Genomic DNA, 20,065 nt, shown 5'->3' on the forward strand with positions numbered 1-20,065 from the left:
CATCCGCTGATTCCCAATGTATTGTGCACCTAAACTTTTATAATACTCTATAAGTGTTTTCTCCATCTTAATATGAATGCAAACAAAACCCTCGTATCCCCGTTCAAAACTTCGCTTACAAGCGAATGCCAACAATACAGGAGCAATTCTGAACTCCCCGTTACGTCCTTTGTTATGTGGTGAGGATTCAATATACCTAACAAAGACATATCCATCTCTGTCATCCACTTCTTCAAATGAGATTAGTCCTTATGTAGTATTATCTCCACTTATTATTAGTTTATAACTCAACTTTCGCAGATAGAAATTGGCAAATAAGCCTTGATATAACTAGGCAGGCCTGAGATCCATTGCTGGAGTTGACGTTGAATTAAATCTTTGATTCTCTTGTTTGTCTTTAACAAGGCATCTTGAAGAAGCTCGATGAGCTGCTGTAAAGCTACAGCCCAATCTAGGTCGTTAATTTCATCACAAAGTTCATAAAATAGACCACCAATTGTGCGGTCATCCGTATTACAACGGTTTTGCCAAGATAGGACGATATAGCGTGCAAACACAATCGTTGTATGACTAATTAACAAGTCGTAAGAGCGCCCTTGAAACTCTTTTTGTAGACGCAAAAGAGATTTGGTCGTCTTAAAAAACACCTCAATATCCCAGCGCATTCCGTAAATTTTTACAATTTCTTGGTCTGATAACGTGCAGTCAGTGCTAAGTATGGCTAGCCATTCACTTTTCTTATTGCGGTTTCGAATGAAGACCACTTTAACAGGAATTCGTTCTTTAAAACGGTATGAATAGAGGAAAGGATATCGCTTTTTTGTTGAGTTGGTTGAGTGACGCGAAACAGTTCCTTCAATGAAAGTTCCTTATCCTCTATCAAAAATCGTTGATTAGAGGTCTTGACCATTCCAATTACATCCAGACCTAAATCTGCAATTTTGTTGATGAGAGGTGTATGAGTGAACCAAGTATCCATCAGAACATAATTAGCTTCTATCCCTGCTTCTAATGCTTGCTTAAGCATCACTGGGACTTGTTCTGGTGCTGTCTGTAATGCATCTACACGGCGTTTATACCCAGATGTTCGCTTATCAACTTTCTCTGAAATACCATTTATCTGAGCCTTAATAGAGCTTAACAAAGAGAAGTCTACTGGCATGAAAGAATAGCCATCAGACCAACCCAAAGTAAGCATACGAAAACCTTTATAAAAACGCTTGTAGATCGTCGAATGATCCATACAACGAGCCAGTAGCTCTACTTTTTTGCTTCGATTTCGCTCAAACATAGAGTCATCAATAATAAACACCTTTACCCGTTTAGAGTCTGTTAACTGGTCGACTTTAGATATGGCGGAAGCACTAAAAGATAGTAAGAATCTTCGCCATGCAAACTTGGAATAGTTTAAAAAGCGATAGACTGTATCCTTTGCTGGGAACTGATCGGCTTTTATAGATTCTAAAAGTCTAAACCAATTTTTATGTTGAAAGATGAGACAGAATACTAGTTGAAATAAATAGGAACAAGTAAATCCGAGATTCCTTTTGATGTTTGCGTTTCGAAGGTGTTTAAAGATTTCCAGTTCACAAAATGCTAATTTTAGTTCGTCAGGTAGTTGAAAGTTTAGCTTACTTTGGTCTATCATATAGGGAGAACCTCTTCTGTATGGTAGTGATTTCTAGTTAATCTCACTTTACCACAGAACGAGGTGTTTTTTCATATTCTAGCTAGGGTTAACCAGTATATTAATGTACCTAGTAGGATTAATTCATCATGACTATAATATTTACATACTAGGAAAATCAGTTATAATCGAGGGGTTACCAGTTGATTTAAGAGACGTCCTTATTACTTCTGGTTAATCCGATCTTATAAAAGATTTTATCATATTGCCTCAGGGAATATTCAGATATATGTGATAATACATCCTGATCAAAGCCCCTAGGAAAATAAACTGTTGTCTTTAAACTTTTTATTCGGCAATTCCAACTATTGTTGAAGCACTAAGACTACTATGTAAGCATGCTACCTTTTTTCAACGTGTTACGAACAAGGATCTCCTTCCTTAATCGTGTAAGCGAGGAATATTTTTACAATTACAGAATATAATTTGGTGATTGTGACAAAAAATAATGCGGAAGGTATTCTATGTTTAAGAAGTTTTTTACAATTATTGTAGTAATGTTATTGGTTCTCCCAATAACTTTACCTGAGGTTTCAGCAAACGTTGGTAAAGATTATACTAAGATTCAAAATGAAAACCTGAAGAATCAGGAAAAAGAGTTAGTAAGTGCACTAAAGAAAGTCGGTAACAAATATTTAACAGACCAAAAAGATATTGAGACTAAATTACAAAAAGTTTTAGAGAAGTCAGATTATGATGTAGAAAAAATAACTAAAAAGCTGAGAAAATCTTCTCCATTCCCTGAAATGTCCATTGAAGAATTAGAAGATACAGAAGAGCTAGACTTGAATTCATATATTAAAGAAAATGTAGCACATGGAAACTTTAGAGTGGAAGAAATAAGTAAGGGTGTTTCCATAATATTCACAAATGAAGACTTGTTTTTTATAAATTATATAAATATAGATGGAGAACTGGAGCTGGAGGAGGACAGTTCCGATGCATCACTCTTATCTTCATTAAGTAGTAATATTAAAGATATTACTGAACCACAAACAGTAAGTGCTGCCACATACTACTCAGGTCGCGTAACAGAAAAGTATGTAGCTTATAGCTGGGTAGGTATGCCTATTTGGGAGATTTGGACAGAGGGTGAATTTAGTTACAATAAGTCTACTTATGTTCAAGGTCATTTCTACGATGGGGATGTTGACAAACGATGGGGAGGTGTAGTTTGGCAGATAGATAATTATGCAGAAGGGACTACTCAAGCAGCAGATAAATCTTGGGCGACGGTATATACGCGTGCTAACTTTCATTATGGTCTAGAATATAGTGGTGTAGGACTTGTTGTACAATATTTAAAAGTTAAGGCACAAATAAGATGTGATAAATATGGTAAGATAAGTAAAAGCACAATCATTGATTGATGGGTAGGGATAAAGTATGAAATTTAGAAAAAAAGACTTTGCAATAGCTTTTATTATATTTCTAGTAATTTTTAGTGCTAGTATCTTAGATATAGAGGGTGTTAGTATTTTACTTCCGCTGTCTAAATCTATTTTAGCTGCTTTGATTACATCCTTGGTTATTGGGACGATAACAAATCTAATTTTTAGAAAAAAGAATACTCAAGAGTAAATAGCATGAAAACCTATTATGATGAATATTGAGTTTTATTGTTCACAATGTTTCATCTAAATGCAAAAACAGGTAGCCTATGGACTACCTGTTTTCGTTTTTTGAAGTGGGGACAGGAACCGTGTCCTGATAAGTTAGCGGAATGGTGTCTTTTCAGGTTCACAGAATAATTATATTTGAAGAAAAATATGATTTAGTTATAGTGCCTTATCTTGTTAGTAGTGGAAGACACTTTACTTCACGGGAGGAGTGGGGCTGATGAGACCAAGGCTTTATCAAGATTTTGGAGATAGTCTTCCTACCTTAGTCAGCATCTTGGAGTGGAAATAAGGTATATTTAACACATATAGCTACAACGTTTGTCAACGAACAGAATGGAATGACATTATACCTTAGGAGCTCAACCTATTACACTCATTATTGAAGTGCGAAAGTTGAGTTTATAAGAACTTACTAGAACACAAGAAAACCACCCCGCGCCATCACAAGCAAAGGGGTGGTTCTCGTAGTAACAGATAAATTCTGACAACCACCACCCTGAGAGTAGAAGTTGCAAGGAGAAGTGTTAGCGCACTTCTATTTTTTTAGTATATCCTGATTTCGAGGCATGCTACGATAATAAGGTGCCCGCCACACTCTAGCCCAAAGCTAAACTGTTGCGCAAATAGAAACACGGGTATGATTATAGGACCCTTATAACCATTATCTTTAAACCAGGAATCTAGTTAACACACTGTTTCCATGAATCATCCTCTTTACGCCTTACTTACCGAGCCCGTATTCACCGGAATCATAAAGCTTAAAAACACCGTTATCACACTCATACAAAGTGCAAACAGAAATACATTTTGCATCCCGCTTCCAATTGTTAATGCATGATTTATAATCACACCCATAATGGTCACACCAATTGAAGTACCGATGTTTCGTAAAAACATTTGAAGCGAGGTCGACATACCTTTTAATGTCGGTTCGGCAAATTCCTGTAACGCAATTGTTCCGATTGCAAATAGCAATCCAAACGCAAAGCCCTGAATCGTTAAGATGATAAATAAAGTTGAATACGACATATTCTGTATAAACAAATAGAGTGCTAGCCCTGAAATTGTTGTAATAATGCTTCCTACTATAAACAAACGCTTATACCCAAATTTCAGTATCCATTTTCCAGCTGGTGTGCTTCCAAACGTCCAACCTAATGCAATACTTAATAGAATCAGACCACTTTTGTAGATGCTCATATTACTCCCCTCTTGTAGAAACAAAGGGATGAAATTAGACGTGCCGAAAAAGGAAAGACAATAAAATAACATGAAAAGATTGATCATAAAAATCCCCTTATTCTTTAGCAGCGAAACTGGCAGGAAGGGGTACGTTTCCTTCCTTTCAACCATAACAAAGATAACCAAACCTACGATACCAGCTGTGATATACCAAATGGCGTTGCTCATGTTGGTAGCAAGCAATAAGAGTGTGATTGAAATTTCAAATAGAAAAAATCCTTTATAATCAATTAAAGGGTTCGGTACAGAAGTAGAAAATATCAATTAACACATAAATCAGAAGTCTAATTCACATATGAATCAGACTTCTGATTTATGTGTTAATTTATCAACATTTAGTTCATTTTAACACCTTAATTAGCGTACCAATTCTCACTTAAATTAGGAACTATCTGCTGTCTAGCAGACAGTTGTTATATATGGTGACAAAAATGGTGTAAATTGGCTATCAGACGGAACAACGGAAACTCCAGCTCAAAGACTAGGAATTGCAAAATAGAAATTCATTATAAATGACATCATTTATATGCAATAAATTAAATTAACAGTTTTCACGTCTCAGTTGAAAATATATAATAGAAAGAGCTTAGGAAATCCTAACCTCTTTAGACATTTTAATTGTTATTACAACAACACTATGAATGATTATATTAAAAATCAGACATTGCAAACGCAAATAGTAAAATAAATGCCAGATAACCAACTGGGAGTAAAATTAAAATAATTGCGGATACCTTCCTCCAAGGTCCACTTGTACTAAACCAAGAAGCAAAAGCCGAAGCCAAATATCCAATGGCGATTATCGAAACCCCCAAATTCTCGTTTTGCTCAACGATGGAAACTTGTAAAAACAAAAAAGTCCCAATTAAAATTAAGATTGATACTACTCCTGAGTATTTTCGCAATATAACCTCCTCCTTTTATAAATATTTTTACCACAATAATACAATTACCTTTGAAATATTTTAGTAGAGTTACAAAAAATAAGTCAGTTTCTACTCAAATATGCATTGTTCAAGGCTACGAAAAAAAATCGAGCTAATTAGGCAGTCAAAATAGTTTTCAATACTATTGAAAAAGAGGTGCTATTAGCACCTCTTTTTTGATTGTTATTAAACATTTTCTACTTCTCAACCGAACCCGTTAATAATCAATATATGCTTTTTTAAATTCAGCCTGTTCCTTATAAGGAATTAAACAAAGAACAGTGGCAATGCCTATTGGAATATTAATAAAGAAAATCCATCTCCATGTTAAGGCTTCCGCAAAAAATGAGCCTAATATCGGACCTACGATGGAAGATAGAGCCCAAATACTACTAAAGATGGCTTGAATTTTGCCTCGCTTTTCGATTGAAAACAGATCTCCCAAAATAATCATGGAAAGTGGAATCATTCCTCCAGCTCCCAAGCCTTGTATTCCTCTAAAGATGATTAAAGTGACCATTGAATTCGCCAATCCACAAAGTACAGAACCAAGAGTAAATAGGGCAACTGCTATAATTAAGAGCTTCTTTCTTCCGTAAATATCACTCAATTTCCCAAAGAGTGGTACCATAATCGTGCTAGCCAGCATGTAGACAGAGAAAATCCAAGCGAACAATTCCTTTCCACCAAGCTGATTCACAATCGTCGGACTTGCTGTTTGCATAATATTTGCATCAAGTGCCGAAATAAGTGTTGTAATAATGAGCCCCCAAAGCACATAGGTGATTTTATTCATAGTTCCCCCTGGTTCATTGCGTTGAATTCAATATTTTCCTGTTTCACTTATTATAGCAAAAAAGGTGCCAGGCACACTCCAGTTTTCTGGAAAACACCTAGCACTTTTTGTTGTTACAAGCTAGCGACAATCACTTTTCATCTCATAAGTTTTATTTGAACAAACCATTATTGAATTCTATATATATAGACATCTTCAATGTAGCTATTTCCTATTCTGTTTCTTGAAAACCTAATACCACTTATATCATCTGGGGTAGTATGCACTGCACTACTTAATATCTTTATAAGAGGATGATCCGGACTAATAACTGATATGTTTTCCAAAGTAAAACTTATAGCCCACTGCCATTTCCAGTTTCCTTAAAACATCTCTTATATTAATATAAGCTCTCCTAGGACTTACAAATTCAGCAATTTTCGAGGCAATTATTAACCTCCAATTCTCCATCTCTGAATCATATAACCAGAATGCAGAATGAACATTTATACTTTCCATATCTAAATGTTTTATTAGAAGTTCTCCGTCTTTAAAATCCCTTTCTACCAGTGGTGTTTTATCCATTCCAAAACCCCCTCATTAGGATCAGCAACTGCTACATACATGTCTTTGGCCTCTTCCTCGGTTTACTTTTTATATCGTGCTTGTTAAGACCAATCCTTCACCACTGCCCAGTTAACCTCAACATTTATACCAACCCTAATACCAACAACACCTAGTAGCTTTGTTAAATCATGGACATATATCTATTTATTAGTTCTTTCAGTAGCTTGTCCTTGCTAAGCAATTTTAATTATTTCCCAACACATTCATGATAAGCTAAATGTGGATACATATTTACCTAAAAGGTCTAGTAAAGAATTTACTTTATTAGACCTTTTAATATCAACCCATTAAAGTTGTATTCTAGCTATCTAAAAAAATTTAAAAATATGTTTCTCAAAAAAACACTGGAAAGTGAGTGTCTACCTTTCTAGTGTTTTTGCTGTCTATTATTAGTTATTTATCATTCAATTAATATTTACTTAATTTTAACTACTATATTCCCGACTTCAAAGCCCTCAACATCCATTACCAGTATTAAATGCCTTGAATTTTTTAGAAACCTCATAAGTTAGTAAAGCTTCTGCTTTTCCTGGTGCTCTTAAATTGAAACTCTTATCCCAGTTTTCTCTACCTACTATCTTCATATCTTTAGGGCGATACTCTATCCCTTTCTCATCAACTACTCTAAAATATGGTTTGTAAAAAATACTACCATTAGGTTTGTCATCAATTTGCATTCTTTCAAATGTTAGTGGAATTGTAAGTAACTCTGAATTGTCATCTTCTTTAGTAATATCAGCTGGCGGTGCAGTTAGATCTCCAAATGAAAACACTTCGCTACCATCTTTATTGAGATCAATTCGTTCTCCTAATTTACTATCTACCCAAGCAGACTCCAAATATTGCTCTATGATATTGTCACTACCTTCTGATTTAGTTGATTCCTCATTTACTTTTGTATCCTTAAAAGCTTCGGTTACTTCACCCACTGTTCCTTCTTGATTGGTAGGAGCAAGAGTACTAGCCATTTGGGATCCTTCGGTGTCAGGAAGTGATAAAAAGAGTAAGGTTAGAATGGCTACAGTCAAGCCTGCTCCTGCAACTCCAAATGCATACTTAAATCGCTTTTCCGTTCCTTTGGAGTTACTAATTGTACCTTGCAAACCTTGATAAGGCTGGATTTTAACTGCCTTTTCAGCTGGCAATATTGCTGCTAAAACCCCTGTTAAAATCGGAATAAGCAATGTTCCAAAAAGGAATAACATCTCTCCACTTGGAATTTCACCATACATACTCCAAATGATTATAAATGCCAAACCAAGTCCAACTAATCCTGCAAGAAAACCACTTATACCGCCTTCCAGTAAAACAAGCAGTCTTATATTTTTGTTCTGCCACCCTAATGCTTTCAATACAGCAATTTCAGATTGCCGTTCAGAAACATTTTGCCAAATAATTTCAGCGGTTGTTAAGATAGCAATTAATATAGCCACTCCCATCGCAATATAATGCATTGTTCCAACTTCCATTGCGACAAATTCTCCTAACCAAGTGGCATACATGATCCCACGAAGACGGAAGGTGATAAACAAGAAGAAAATTAATAAACTAGTTGGAAAAGCAATTGAAACAATAGATAGAGCTGTTCTTTTCCACATTGTTACTAAATAGTTAAATGTCATCCCCACTATGGATTGCGCTCGAGTTATCCTTTTGTATTGTCTTGAAATTTCTCCTTGTTTCATTGCTTCATAAGGTTTTATCCGTTTCACCAACAATGCTGGAATAATCATCCCTAACCAATAGATTACTATACCAAATACACCGATCAATAGGATTCTCCTTACGGAAGTATCAATATCATTTGTTAGATAGAAGAACCCCAATATTAACCAACTTATAGAGGATACTGTAAGACCTAAGATAGTTGATTCTATGAATAATAGTTTTGATAATTTACTAGGCCTCCATCCTAATGATAAGAGTACTGCAAATTCCTTCTTCCTTGAAAACATCATGATGAGGTTAGAGGAGAATACATACACAATTGCAACCAATATGACACTCGCAATAATCCCGGAAAACCCAACCTTTGTTTCTTGGAAAATTGTAATAGAGGAACCAAGTTTAATCCAAGGTTGTTGAACCCAACCTAAATTCTCTTTTCCTTCAATCCCTGGAATATGTGTTAAAGCAGGTTGTGGTGAAGACCCCAGCGTAATATCAGTAATTAAGCCAGTCTCATTTTCGATTCTTTCTGCAACTTGCTGGAGAATTTGTTCACTTTCGTCAGTTAGTTTTTCTACACCTGATACTTTAACACGTATGGCAGAGATTGGTTTGTCTCCTAATACCTTTGCAGCAGCATCAATTGTTGTCAGGATAAGCGGTGGTTTTGTTAGAAAGCCATATGGGTTATTTAATGGCTTCATATCTGTTGGTGGGTTTACAGGCTGATTTTCTTTATCAATTACCCATTGGGCTTTTGATGGAAAATATGTTTCCATTGGTAATTCAGTTAATGGGTCTTTTGAAATGTTTAATTTTCTTGGATCAAAAATTCCCTTAAAATCAAATTGTAGCCTTTTCCATCCTGAGCTATCTTCACTAAATAAATGAACTGGTCTATACGAGTGATCTACTGCTAGTAATGAATCTTCAGGAATTTTATACGGTTGAACTTCGTATGAAAATGGCCAACGTTCAGGATAAGGACTTGATACAGGACGGTATGTCACTGGTGATGGTTTATAAGCCATCCAATGAAAGGCATCAAGGCCTTCAGAAGAACCTTTTGATAATTGGCTAATAATTTTTTTATGTGCTTGTTCAGTCGTAAAGACCCTTTTTTCAATATCTTTACCGTTTTGTTTTTCTAGGTACTCCATTCCACCGTTCTGTTTAACTTTTTCCATTGTCTCCCCTTGTTCAGCCGGCTCAAATGGCAAGTCTAATTTCTCAACACTAAATGTTATGTTACCATCTACAAATTCTTGGTTGCTTATAATTACTGGAATCTGAGTATCTGTTTGTCCATCTTCTTCTTTTACACTAGCTTCATCTTCATTAGTAAAAAAGCGACTATTCTTGCTTTCTACCATCGCTCCATCAATTCCGATCAATGAGGACTCTTGTTCTGGGTCTATTCCAGCAAGCATAACCTCGGATCCGAAGCCAAGTTCTCCTTCAAATTGGGAAATACCATATTCTTTCCCCGTACCTTCTGGTTGCCATCCACCTTTTGTAAAATACAAGTTACCAGTCGATGTATATGTATCAACACCCGTATTTGTTTCTTCAGTTATTTTTAATCTATAAACACCAGGCTTTGTAATGTTAAGCTTATCAAGTTGTACTGAATTGTACACGTAACCCATCATAGAAATTGGAGCAGCTACATCAATGTCATCAATTGATTTAATCTTCTCGTACTGTTCTAGGGTAATGCCCCCCTCAAGACCACTTAGGTAATTAGGCTCTAACAACTTCTTGTCTTCTGTGACACTTCTACTGCCATCGGAGCGAACAACAATATGGTATGAAGATTCCCACCTTTTTTGTAGCTCATCAGTAATTGTTCCATCTGTAGCTTGGGTAATACCAACTAAATAACTTAAGCCCGTGCTTATTATAAGAACTCCAATTATTAGCAAAATAAGACGTTCTTTATTTCTCCACCAAGAATTCCAAATAAATCTAAGCATAATTAGCCACCCTGTCTTGCCTAATAATTTCCCCATCCTTCATTTCGATTTGTACATTCGCTCTTTTGGCTAATTCTGTATCGTGTGTAACAAAAATTACACCACAGCCTTTTTCTTTATTTAAATGATTAAGGATATTAAAAATATTTTCACCCGTTTCTGAATCAAGGTTTCCTGTTGGTTCATCTGCTAATAACCAGTTCGGTTCATGTACCAAAGCACGGGCAATTGCAACTCTTTGTTGTTGCCCACCAGATAACTGTGAAGGCAGAGAATTAACCTTTTCCTTTAAACCCACACTCTCTAACATTTTCATAGCTCTGTCTTTTTTATCATAAGATACCTTTCTCCCAAATAGAGGAGACATTACATTTTCTACCGCCGTTAAAGTAGGTATTAAATGAAATTGTTGAAAGATAAATCCAATGTTATTGAAACGGAAATCTGCCAAGAACTTGCTATTAAGAGAACTTATCTTTTCTCCTCCATAACGAATCTCCCCTTCGGTAGGTGTATCCAGAGTGCCTAAGATACTTAACAGTGTAGATTTTCCAGAGCCAGATGTTCCCACAATCGAGACAAACTCACCTTTATCAAATTGAACATTAATATCTTTAAGTGCATAGGTTTTAGTACCATCACCTAAAAATATCTTATTTAAATTCCTACATTCAATTGTGTGCTCCATTACCTATTCCCCCTTTGAAAATTGAAACGCAATAAATATCACTTTATTCTGAATATATCATATTTTTACTGAAATCTCAGTATTTGTTAAAAAATAGCAAAAAAAGATTGTTAATAGTGCAATCTTATTACATCAAATTAAAACGATTGTTTCATATAAAATAGAGGAATGAGAATAGTTGTTAATTTTGATTTGTTAAATTCGACAATGAAAGCAGGAATAGTTTTACAAATAAAAAATTCGAGTATAAAACCTTTTTAATTTCATACTCGGATCTCCCTATGCTAATTATGCTATTTCTTCACTTTGTCTGAACCACTTAATATTCTCCAATATTCTTTTCTTATTTTTATAATCCAAAAACTCGACTTCATTCCGTAATTTAAAGGCAAATGATTGTAAATGATTTCAAAAATCCCACCCCTTCGGTATATGGTGAATTTCATGGTTATTCATCTTTTGATGGCTTAATTACACCTGCAAATACCCAACCTTTGCTAACTAAAAATTTTAAGAACTCTTCGTTAAAAGTATCTTCATCTAAATCTGCTTCTACCGAACCTTGAATATCAAACCATTTATTTTCCATTTTTATCATCCTTTCTTTACTGCACAAATGTTTTCATATGAGACGATTATCTCTTTAAAAGACGTTGATTTTCTTCTTCTAATTCAATAATCTTAATTCTAAAATCATCATCTCTTTTGACCATTTCACTCAAGGCCTCTTCTAATGATTTCTTTGACTCTTCTAATTGTTCAACATACTGCAACAAACACAATAATGAGCTATTTCCAGTTTCTTCTTGACATTCCTCGCTGTAAAGTAGGATTTTAACAACTCCATTGTCATTTACAAAACTGTATTTACCGTTTTCCAATTCAATTTTAAAAGACATTTCCATTCTCCTTTTTAATAAACTTTTTACTTCGCAATAAATGTCTAACTGTAATTGAATTAAATTCATCCATTCCTACCTGATCTTATACCTCTAATTATATCAACTTTGAAATCTCGCGGATAATATCGGGTAACTGTAATTTTAGATAGACGAAAAAGCATGATAATTGAGTTGATAATTATCATGCTTTTTTAACTGTTATTTAATATGTCTTTTCACGTTTTGCACTCCAAAAGAGAACCCGTTAAACCCGACAATGGGGTGTTGGTCATATCGTTGAACGTTTTCCCACAGTCCTTGCACAAATAACGCTGTCTCGCTCGATATTTGCCATTCTTCTTTACTGATACACGCAAAAGTGGCCTTTGTTATTGGAAGTGGCAATCCACAATATCATGAAAATCTAAAAATGGCTCAAATGCTTCATGACACGATGACTCAAATGTACCCTGGAATCTCAAGAGATTTAATTATCAAGGATAATAGCCAAGGTAACGGAATTTACAATCAGGATTTGTCTAAGAATAGTGTGATTGTTGAGATTGGCGGAGTTGAAAATACAATGGAGGAACTCTATCGAAGTGCTGATGTTTTGGGGTTTGGAATAAGTGAATATTATTGGGACAATTTGCATTGATTACTAGTTAGTCACCTGCTTTAATGCATCCAATGAAGCTTTCTATACCCAGTTAGCTAAGATTAGACACTAGCAATGAATTTAAAACTATTTTATATGAGCCTCCTGAAAATTTACTTAGTCGAGTCTTATGCTGAAAATTACAAAAAAGCTGTCATTCTCTCGACAGCTTTTTAGGAAAAGGTTTATCTTTACATAATTTAAGCATAACCTAGCACATAGTATTACTAGGCAATAGCCTCCCAAACATGCAGACTTATGGTTAAAGTCACAAATAAAAAAATGTAGATCTCTTAGGACCTACATTTTTAAAATCATCAATGACTCAAACGAGTGTTTCAAGCATAATGATGTAATGGTGACATTTTTATGCTTTAAGTCACAATCTGTTGGCCTTTGAATTCCACCTATGTATGGTGGAGACGGTGGGACGTGCATTTCCATGCTTTCGACATGGCACTGACTATATCTTGAACCTGAGTGATTCAGGTCCTCCGGCGTCTTATGCGAAATGTAATTTTACCTCAAGGAGAAGTAGGATCTCGCATCCTAGTACTACCAAAATGGCAGCCTATAAGTCGATACACGGCTGTTGGATTGCTCCACATACCGCTCGGCATTGCCCTATCGCAATTTTGCGACTTAGGTTTCACCGATAAAGCCGGATTATCACTTGTGTGTTACCACACAAGGCGACTAATAAAAATCGAACCCACGTCCAGAAACATTGCCACTTAAGCGTCTACGAGTGTAGTCGATATATTAGCATTTCGCTACCTTCTATGCCTATCGACAGGCGTTGAAGTAGCTAGTCTGATTACTCTCTTCCTTTGTCCTCAGACGGCGAACTCCGGCGTATCCCACTTAGAGTGAGTCCCTTACCCTACCACATGGGAGATGGAGGGAGGAACAGCTATAGACTGTTATTAAGCAGCTAAAGCTAGGTTGTTGTTAGTTTTGCCAGTTATTGGCTTTGACGTTTTAACGAGGCCGATCCCCTCGACTCGCAACCTAAGCTCAAACTATCCCTGTCGAATCCGTAGCGTCCCCATAATGGATGTGAGAAAATGAATTCTCAGATCGAATGGTGTTACGGGAAAGAAATAAATAAGCTTATTGCTTATTCAATTGTCAATGTTGGTGAGTTGATATCCTACCAACAGTTCTTATTATAGCATATAAATCCACTTATACAATTGGTAGTTACTAGGTCACCTTAAATCATATACTATTCCTTCTGTCGATCACGGAAAGCACGAGCTATATCACGTTTTGCTTCCTTCTTTTTAAGATCATCACGTTTATCATAATTCTTCTTTCCTTTACCAAGACCAATAAGTACTTTTGCAAAACCGTTCTTCAAATAAACTTTCAATGGGATTAACGTATAGCCTTCTTCTTTTGCATCACCGATCAGCTTATTGATTTGCTTTTTGTGAAGTAGCAGCTTGCGTGTTCGTAATGGCTCATGATTAAATTGGTTTCCTTGTTCATAATGACTTACATGGGCATTATAGAGGAACAATTCACCTTGAAAAATTCTCGCATATGCATCTCGTAGGTTTATTTTCCCTGCACGAATCGCTTTGATTTCAGTACCCACAAGTACAATCCCCGCTTCATATGTCTCTTCAATAAAGAAATCATGATTCGCTTTCTTATTTTGAGCGAGTAGCTTTCCTTCTCCCTTTGGCATGACGGACATCCCCTTCTTAAATAAAACAGTACATATATTTTAACAAATAATCGCTACATACACAAACGAAGGGTGGTACCAGGTACCACCCGAAGAATTGTCCTACTTCTTTTTTGGTTTGCGTTTTTGCTTAGGTGCATTCTCAAAGTGTTTTTTCTTTTTCTTAGGCGGACCTTTTGAATCATCTTTACTTTGAGTAGTGCGACCCGTTCCACCTCTACCGCCTCGACTATTTCTACCGCTGCTACCTTTTTCACTTTTAATAACAGTTGGTCGATCCTTTCGTTCCGGACGCTTTGTGACTGTCATCCCGACAATTTCGAAATCAATGGAACGTTCGTCCTTATTAACATTAATGACGCGAACTCTAATCTCGTCACCAATTCTAAAGATATTACCCGTTCGTTCTCCAATCATGGAATAGGACCGCTCATCAAAACGGTAATAATCATCACCTAAATAACTTACATGGACAAGTCCTTCAATCGTGTTCTCAAGTGCGACAAATAATCCGAAATTAGTGACAGAGCTAATGATACCATCATACTCTTCGCCAACCTTATCTTCCATATATTCTGCTTTCTTTAGCTCATCTGTTTCGCGTTCAGAATCAACGGCTCTTCTTTCCATATTCGATGAATGATCCGCAATCTCTGGAAGTTTATAATCCCATTTTTCCTTGGTCTTTTCATCCACTTTTCCTTCAATCAAATAAGTTCGGATCAGCCTGTGAACAATTAAGTCAGGATAACGACGAATCGGCGATGTGAAATGGGTATAAAATTCAGTCGATAATCCAAAGTGGCCTAAGCTTTCCGCATCATATCGTGCTTGTTTCATTGAGCGTAAAAGTACAGTCGAAATCACTGGCTCTTCTGGTGTACCTTTTACAGCCTCTAAAACCTGCTGTAGGGCTCTTGGATGGATCTCACTTCCAGTTCCTTTCACAACATAGCCAAAGGTCGTAATAAATTCAAAAAACCTAGTAAGTTTTTCTTCCTTTGGATCTTCATGAATACGATACATAAACGGTACTTTCATTGAGTTGAAGTGTTCTGCCACCGTTTCATTAGCTAATAGCATAAATTCTTCTATTAACTTCTCACCTACTGAACGTTCACGTAGAACAACATCATGAGGCTTGCCGTCTTCATTAACTAAAACCTTCGCCTCTTTGAAGTCAAAATCAATGGCTCCTCGAACCATTCGTTTGTTTCGAAGTACTTGGGCAAGCTCGCCCATCAATTCAAACATAGGGACGAGTTCACTATACTGCTGACGTACTTCTTCATCTTTCTCTTCCAAGATTTGATTAACGGCTTTATATGTCATTCGTTCAGTTGTCTTAATAACACTCTCAAAAATTTCATGACTAACCACTTCACCACTCTGGTTAATGATCATTTCACACGATAAAGTGAAACGAGCAACCTTAGGATTCAAAGAGCAAATCCCATTGGATAAACGATGTGGAATCATTGGAATCACGCGGTCTACTAAGTAGATACTTGTTGCACGATCAGCTGCTTCAACATCAATTGGAGACCCTTCTCTGACATAATGAGTAACATCTGCGATATGAACACCTAATTTGAAGTGGCCATTTTCGAGTTTGGTAACCGTTACAGCGTCATCTAGATCCTTTGCATCGGCCCCATCAATCGTAACAATGGTCTCTCCTCGTAGGTCACGGCGTTTACCGATCGTGTCTTCCGTGATTGTATCCGGAACATCATTTGCTTGTTGCAATGCCTCGGCCGGAAATTCCTGTGGTAAACCGTATTTATGAATCACTGAAAGAATATCCACACCCGGATCATTTTTATGACCAAGAATATGAATGACTTCGCCCTCGGCACTCATTCTGCCTTCAGGATACGTCACTAAGCGAACAACTACTTTATGACCATCGATTGCACCATTAGAGGCATTTTTGGGAATGAAAATATCCTGCGTAATTCGTTTATCATCTACACTAACAAATCCAAAGCTTCTGCTTTCTTCATATGTACCAACGATTTCTGTGACACCACGCTCGACAACCCGAACAACTTCCCCTTCTTCCCGAGATCCCGAGGATTTAGGTAGAACACGAACAAGGACGGTATCACCGTGCATCGCATTTTTTAATTCAGATGGAGGAATAAAGATATCCTGTTTATCCTTTTCATCGGTTTGGACAAAGGCAAAGCCCTTTGGATGACCGATTACTTTTCCACGAATGAGATTCATCTTGTCAGGCAGACCGTAGCGGCTACTGCGAGTGCGCACAACTAATCCTTGTTCCTCCATTGCAACTAGTGCTTTAACGAAATTTTTAAAATCCGAGGCATCTTTTATACCAAATGCTTCTTCTAATTCTTGGACCGTTAAAGGCTTGTATGCTTCCTCTTTCATAAATGATAGCAAATGATTAATATGTTCTTGAATGACATTCATTCAGAGTCACTCCTCTCTCTAGGGAAAACATTTGGTTCCCCTTTTTCCTAATATAGTTTTGGTGTTAAGCTTCCCAATCAATTTTTTCTAAAAACTGATAAACATCAGCATGTAGCTGATTTCTTTCTTTATCGAGGGTGATAACATGTCCGGACTCCTCGTACCATTTAATCTTTTTTTCCACTGATTCGACCTCGTTGTATATTATATTGGCACTTTCTGTGTTTATCATATAATCATGGCGAGCTTGTACGACAAATGTTGGTGCGTAAATAAGATCGACTTGGTTCCGAACATCAGAGATAAGGTTCTGGAGTGCTTTTAATGTCACCATTGGCATCTGCTTGAATGTCTCCATTTCGGCTTCTATCTCGGCATGCTCTTTACCCTCTTGTCTCTTAAATTCTCTGGCATATTCAAGAACTCCTTGATACATGATTTCCTCACTCTTGATATACATCGGAGCGCACATTGATACAATACCCTTTATTGGTACAGTATAACCTAATTTCAGCGAAAAAACCCCGCCCAAGGATAGGCCAGCTACAGCAATTTTCTCATAACCTTTACTCTTTAGAAACTCATATGCATCCATCACATCCTGCCACCAGTCCTCAGGTCCATACTTCACAAGCTCCTCTGGTGGAACACCGTGTCCCCTATACTGTGGACCATAACAGGTATAACCGTTCTTTTCTAAGGACCTTGCTAGCATTCTGCAATCGGCAGAGTTCCCCGTAAATCCATGCAAAAACAAAACCGCGCGCTCTCCTCCCTCAAAGAAAAACGGTTGTGGCAACACTCTTTTCATGTTGTAGCTCCTTTCATTTTCACGTATGGATAGTTTAAACAAACTCTTGACTTACTATGACTTTCATATGTAATAGTCTCTTGCAAAATAAAAAAGACGTTGGGGCTACCAACGCCTTTCTTCTTGCAAGTATTAAACGCCAAAGAATGCAACGGCAATTGTTAAAACGAAAAACAGAACAGATAATACGATCGTAATACGTTGTAACACCGCATCAATACCGCGTGCTTTTTGCTTTCCAAAAAGCTGTTCAGCTCCACCAGAGATAGCACCTGATAATCCAGCACTCTTACTTGATTGAAGTAATACCACAACGATTAAACCGATACAGACAATGATTAATAATGTTACGAATAAAGTATGCAACACGAGACGACACCTCCTAAACGCACTTCACATTATTAATAATGTAACATAAAAAGAGTATTTGGACAACAATACTTTAGAATGTTGTATTTTATATAGTAAAAACCTGGTTAGTGATTCAGTCAAGATGTGTTACTTTAATCAGTATCTCCTATTCACAGAGGTTTTTCTGCGTTCTAGTCCATTGATGCTTTTCTAATCGTTTTTCATTACTCGTTTTCTGTTTCCTTTGCCGGCATAGTGCCAAACAAAAACAGAACAGAATTCTTCTTAATAGCACTTACTTCAACTTCTCCCACCCTATTTATAGCAAATTCTATTTGATCTCCAGGTGAGTAGTCTCCTATATACCATTTACATTTTCCTATTATATGTTCAGCTTCAATGTAAAAGATGGTTAATTTCAGACAAATGACTGAGTTCTAAGGAGATTATGGCAGTGTGAGCCTGCTTCCATTAGAATTCCCAACTATATGTCTCAATGGCACAATGTTTTGGCACTATTTAAGTAAAATCAATGGGCCATTTTCTTTATAATACTAATATATCAGCGATTATTTGTATTTATCAGCGATTTTTCAATTTTATCGGCGATTATCTGGATATATCAGCGATTATTGAGATATATCGGCGATAAGACATATAATACCCTTTTCCAACAACAAAAAAAAGAGCGCCTCAACTGAGACACCCTCTACCAAGCATTTATTTTTTCAAGTTATAAAACGAATTATATCCACCATACAAACCAGTGAATCCTAACTCATCTTCAATACGTAGTAATTGGTTGTATTTGGCTACACGGTCTGTACGAGATGGTGCACCTGTTTTGATTTGGCCTGCATTTGTTGCAACGGCGATGTCGGCAATTGTGCTATCTTCTGTTTCACCTGAACGGTGAGAGATAACGGCTGTGTAGCCGGCACGCTTCGCCATTTCGATCGCTTCGAAGGTTTCCGTCAACGTACCAATTTGGTTTACTTTGATTAAAATCGAGTTTGCAATTCCTTTTTGAATACCTTCAGAAAGCTTGCTAGTGTTTGTTACAAACAAATCGTCACCAACTAACTGAATTTTTCCGCCAAGACGTTCTGTTAAAAGCTTATGCCCATCCCAGTCGTTCTCGTCTAGCCCGTCTTCAATCGAGATAATTGGGTATTTAGAAACGAGCTCGGCATACCAATCAACCATTTCTGCTGAAGTTTTGACCACACCTTCACCAGCTAGATGATACTTTCCATCCTCTTTATTGTAGATCTCAGAAGCTGCAACATCCATCGCAAGCATGACTTGCTCTCCTGGCTTGTAGCCAGCGCGCTCAATGGCTTCAATAATCGTTTGAAGTGCTTCTTCGTTTGAGCCAAGGTTTGGAGCGAATCCACCCTCATCTCCAACAGCGGTGTTATGACCTTTAGACTTTAACACGTCTTTTAGGTGATGGAAGATTTCAGTACCTGTACGTAGTGCTTCTTTAAAGCTTTCAGCACCTATTGGCATAACCATGAATTCCTGGATGTCCACGTTGTTGTCTGCATGAGACCCACCGTTAATGATATTCATCATCGGTACTGGTAACGTTTTTGCGTTGAATCCACCAAGGTATTTGTACAACGGCATATCTAAGTAATCAGCAGCCGCACGTGCCGCAGCCATTGAAACGCCTAGAATGGCGTTTGCCCCAAATTTACTTTTGTTTTCCGTTCCATCAAGCTCGATTAGAAGCTCATCAATCGCTACTTGATCGGTAACGTCTAAACCAATGATTTCTTGCGCGATAATTTCATTTACGTTATTTACCGCTTTTTCTACACCTTTTCCAAGGTAACGATTCTTATCACCATCACGTAATTCAACAGCCTCATGTTCACCTGTTGAAGCACCACTTGGAACTAGAGCACGGCCCATTGCACCTGACTCTGTATAAACCTCTACTTCAACTGTTGGATTTCCACGAGAATCTAAGACTTCACGAGCGTAAACATCAATAATAAATGGCATAATTT

At 36.9% G+C, this 20,065-nt stretch carries 15 protein-coding genes, 1 other RNA gene and 2 pseudogenes; 2 read left to right on the forward strand and 16 right to left on the reverse strand.

Features of this window, described 5'->3' with window-relative positions:
* Positions 1-287: 287 nt before the first annotated feature.
* Positions 288-1,648: pseudogene (locus ACOI1C_RS12785) on the reverse strand (IS4 family transposase).
* A 503-nt stretch (positions 1,649-2,151) separates the two neighbouring features.
* Between ACOI1C_RS12785 and ACOI1C_RS12790 the strand changes: the two are divergent.
* Positions 2,152-3,057 (forward strand): hypothetical protein, encoded by a 906-nt coding sequence (locus tag ACOI1C_RS12790; protein ID WP_422510917.1) that lies wholly within the window; start codon positions 2,152-2,154, stop codon positions 3,055-3,057.
* 966 nt (positions 3,058-4,023) lie between these two features.
* Here ACOI1C_RS12790 and ACOI1C_RS12795 read toward each other — a convergent pair.
* The 9 genes and pseudogenes from ACOI1C_RS12795 to ACOI1C_RS12835 all read right to left on the reverse strand — a co-directional run.
* The gene (locus tag ACOI1C_RS12795; RefSeq protein ID WP_422510918.1) at positions 4,024-4,719 is read right to left on the reverse strand and encodes an MFS transporter; all 696 of its coding nucleotides are present in this window, start codon (positions 4,717-4,719) and stop codon (positions 4,024-4,026) included.
* 482 nt (positions 4,720-5,201) lie between these two features.
* Positions 5,202-5,456: a hypothetical protein gene (locus ACOI1C_RS12800; protein ID WP_422510919.1), complete on the reverse strand. Its 255-nt coding sequence runs from the start codon at positions 5,454-5,456 to the stop codon at positions 5,202-5,204.
* Positions 5,457-5,694: 238 nt separating this feature from the next.
* Positions 5,695-6,273 (reverse strand): MFS transporter, encoded by a 579-nt coding sequence (locus tag ACOI1C_RS12805; protein WP_422510920.1) that lies wholly within the window; start codon positions 6,271-6,273, stop codon positions 5,695-5,697.
* Positions 6,274-6,576: 303 nt separating this feature from the next.
* Positions 6,577-6,837: a hypothetical protein gene (locus ACOI1C_RS12810; RefSeq protein ID WP_422510921.1), complete on the reverse strand. Its 261-nt coding sequence runs from the start codon at positions 6,835-6,837 to the stop codon at positions 6,577-6,579.
* A 497-nt stretch (positions 6,838-7,334) separates the two neighbouring features.
* Entirely contained in the window at positions 7,335-10,523 is a 3,189-nt protein-coding gene (locus tag ACOI1C_RS12815; RefSeq protein ID WP_422510922.1) for an ABC transporter permease, read from the reverse strand.
* Positions 10,516-11,211, reverse strand: coding sequence for an ABC transporter ATP-binding protein (locus tag ACOI1C_RS12820; protein WP_422510923.1), 696 nt, complete (start codon positions 11,209-11,211; stop codon positions 10,516-10,518). The genes ACOI1C_RS12815 and ACOI1C_RS12820 overlap by 8 nt, the downstream gene beginning before the upstream one ends.
* 448 nt (positions 11,212-11,659) lie before the next feature.
* The gene (locus tag ACOI1C_RS12825; protein WP_422510924.1) at positions 11,660-11,800 is read right to left on the reverse strand and encodes a hypothetical protein; all 141 of its coding nucleotides are present in this window, start codon (positions 11,798-11,800) and stop codon (positions 11,660-11,662) included.
* Positions 11,801-11,846: 46 nt separating this feature from the next.
* On the reverse strand, positions 11,847-12,116 hold the full coding sequence (locus ACOI1C_RS12830; protein WP_422510925.1) for a hypothetical protein: 270 nt from the start codon (positions 12,114-12,116) through the stop codon (positions 11,847-11,849).
* 245 nt (positions 12,117-12,361) lie between these two features.
* A pseudogene (locus ACOI1C_RS12835) lies at positions 12,362-12,463 on the reverse strand (transposase); the annotation flags it as partial.
* An 8-nt stretch (positions 12,464-12,471) separates the two neighbouring features.
* Between ACOI1C_RS12835 and ACOI1C_RS12840 the strand changes: the two are divergent.
* Positions 12,472-12,750: a stage II sporulation protein P gene (locus tag ACOI1C_RS12840; RefSeq protein WP_422510926.1), complete on the forward strand. Its 279-nt coding sequence runs from the start codon at positions 12,472-12,474 to the stop codon at positions 12,748-12,750.
* Positions 12,751-13,453: 703 nt separating this feature from the next.
* Here ACOI1C_RS12840 and ssrA read toward each other — a convergent pair.
* From ssrA to eno, 6 genes are all read right to left on the reverse strand, one after another.
* Positions 13,454-13,792, reverse strand: a transfer-messenger RNA (tmRNA) gene (gene ssrA, locus ACOI1C_RS12845).
* Between the two features lie 186 nt (positions 13,793-13,978).
* Complete coding sequence (gene smpB / locus ACOI1C_RS12850) at positions 13,979-14,446, reverse strand: SsrA-binding protein SmpB (protein ID WP_422510927.1); 468 nt, start codon at positions 14,444-14,446, stop codon at positions 13,979-13,981.
* A 102-nt stretch (positions 14,447-14,548) separates the two neighbouring features.
* Positions 14,549-16,885: a ribonuclease R gene (gene rnr / locus ACOI1C_RS12855; protein ID WP_422510928.1), complete on the reverse strand. Its 2,337-nt coding sequence runs from the start codon at positions 16,883-16,885 to the stop codon at positions 14,549-14,551.
* A 64-nt stretch (positions 16,886-16,949) separates the two neighbouring features.
* Positions 16,950-17,696, reverse strand: a complete 747-nt coding sequence (locus tag ACOI1C_RS12860; RefSeq protein ID WP_422510929.1) for an alpha/beta hydrolase — start codon at positions 17,694-17,696, stop codon at positions 16,950-16,952.
* Positions 17,697-17,828: 132 nt separating this feature from the next.
* Positions 17,829-18,062 carry a preprotein translocase subunit SecG gene (gene secG, locus ACOI1C_RS12865; protein WP_422510983.1) on the reverse strand — a complete coding sequence of 78 codons (234 nt, stop codon included), beginning with the start codon at positions 18,060-18,062 and terminating at the stop codon, positions 17,829-17,831.
* A 705-nt stretch (positions 18,063-18,767) separates the two neighbouring features.
* Positions 18,768-20,060 carry a phosphopyruvate hydratase gene (gene eno / locus ACOI1C_RS12870; protein WP_422510930.1) on the reverse strand — a complete coding sequence of 431 codons (1,293 nt, stop codon included), beginning with the start codon at positions 20,058-20,060 and terminating at the stop codon, positions 18,768-18,770.
* Between the last annotated feature and the right edge of the window lie 5 nt (positions 20,061-20,065).

Source organism: Bacillus sp. DJP31 (genome assembly GCF_049310945.1).
Lineage (GTDB): Bacteria > Bacillota > Bacilli > Bacillales > SA4 > Bacillus_BS.

What these genes read in the sequence shown, in the direction of transcription:
- ACOI1C_RS12790 (WP_422510917.1), top strand. Translation starts at nt 2,152, where the DNA reads ATGTTTAAGAAGTTTTTTACAATTATTGTAGTAATGTTATTGGTTCTC.
- ACOI1C_RS12795 (WP_422510918.1), bottom strand. Translation starts at nt 4,719, where the DNA reads ATGAGCAACGCCATTTGGTATATCACAGCTGGTATCGTAGGTTTGGTT.
- ACOI1C_RS12805 (WP_422510920.1), bottom strand. Translation starts at nt 6,273, where the DNA reads ATGAATAAAATCACCTATGTGCTTTGGGGGCTCATTATTACAACACTT.
- ACOI1C_RS12810 (WP_422510921.1), bottom strand. Translation starts at nt 6,837, where the DNA reads ATGGATAAAACACCACTGGTAGAAAGGGATTTTAAAGACGGAGAACTT.
- ACOI1C_RS12815 (WP_422510922.1), bottom strand. Translation starts at nt 10,523, where the DNA reads ATGCTTAGATTTATTTGGAATTCTTGGTGGAGAAATAAAGAACGTCTT.
- ACOI1C_RS12820 (WP_422510923.1), bottom strand. Translation starts at nt 11,211, where the DNA reads ATGGAGCACACAATTGAATGTAGGAATTTAAATAAGATATTTTTAGGT.
- ACOI1C_RS12825 (WP_422510924.1), bottom strand. Translation starts at nt 11,800, where the DNA reads ATGGAAAATAAATGGTTTGATATTCAAGGTTCGGTAGAAGCAGATTTA.
- ACOI1C_RS12830 (WP_422510925.1), bottom strand. Translation starts at nt 12,116, where the DNA reads ATGGAAATGTCTTTTAAAATTGAATTGGAAAACGGTAAATACAGTTTT.
- smpB (WP_422510927.1), bottom strand. Translation starts at nt 14,446, where the DNA reads ATGCCAAAGGGAGAAGGAAAGCTACTCGCTCAAAATAAGAAAGCGAAT.
- rnr (WP_422510928.1), bottom strand. Translation starts at nt 16,885, where the DNA reads ATGAATGTCATTCAAGAACATATTAATCATTTGCTATCATTTATGAAA.
- ACOI1C_RS12860 (WP_422510929.1), bottom strand. Translation starts at nt 17,696, where the DNA reads ATGAAAAGAGTGTTGCCACAACCGTTTTTCTTTGAGGGAGGAGAGCGC.
- eno (WP_422510930.1), bottom strand. Translation starts at nt 20,060, where the DNA reads ATGCCATTTATTATTGATGTTTACGCTCGTGAAGTCTTAGATTCTCGT.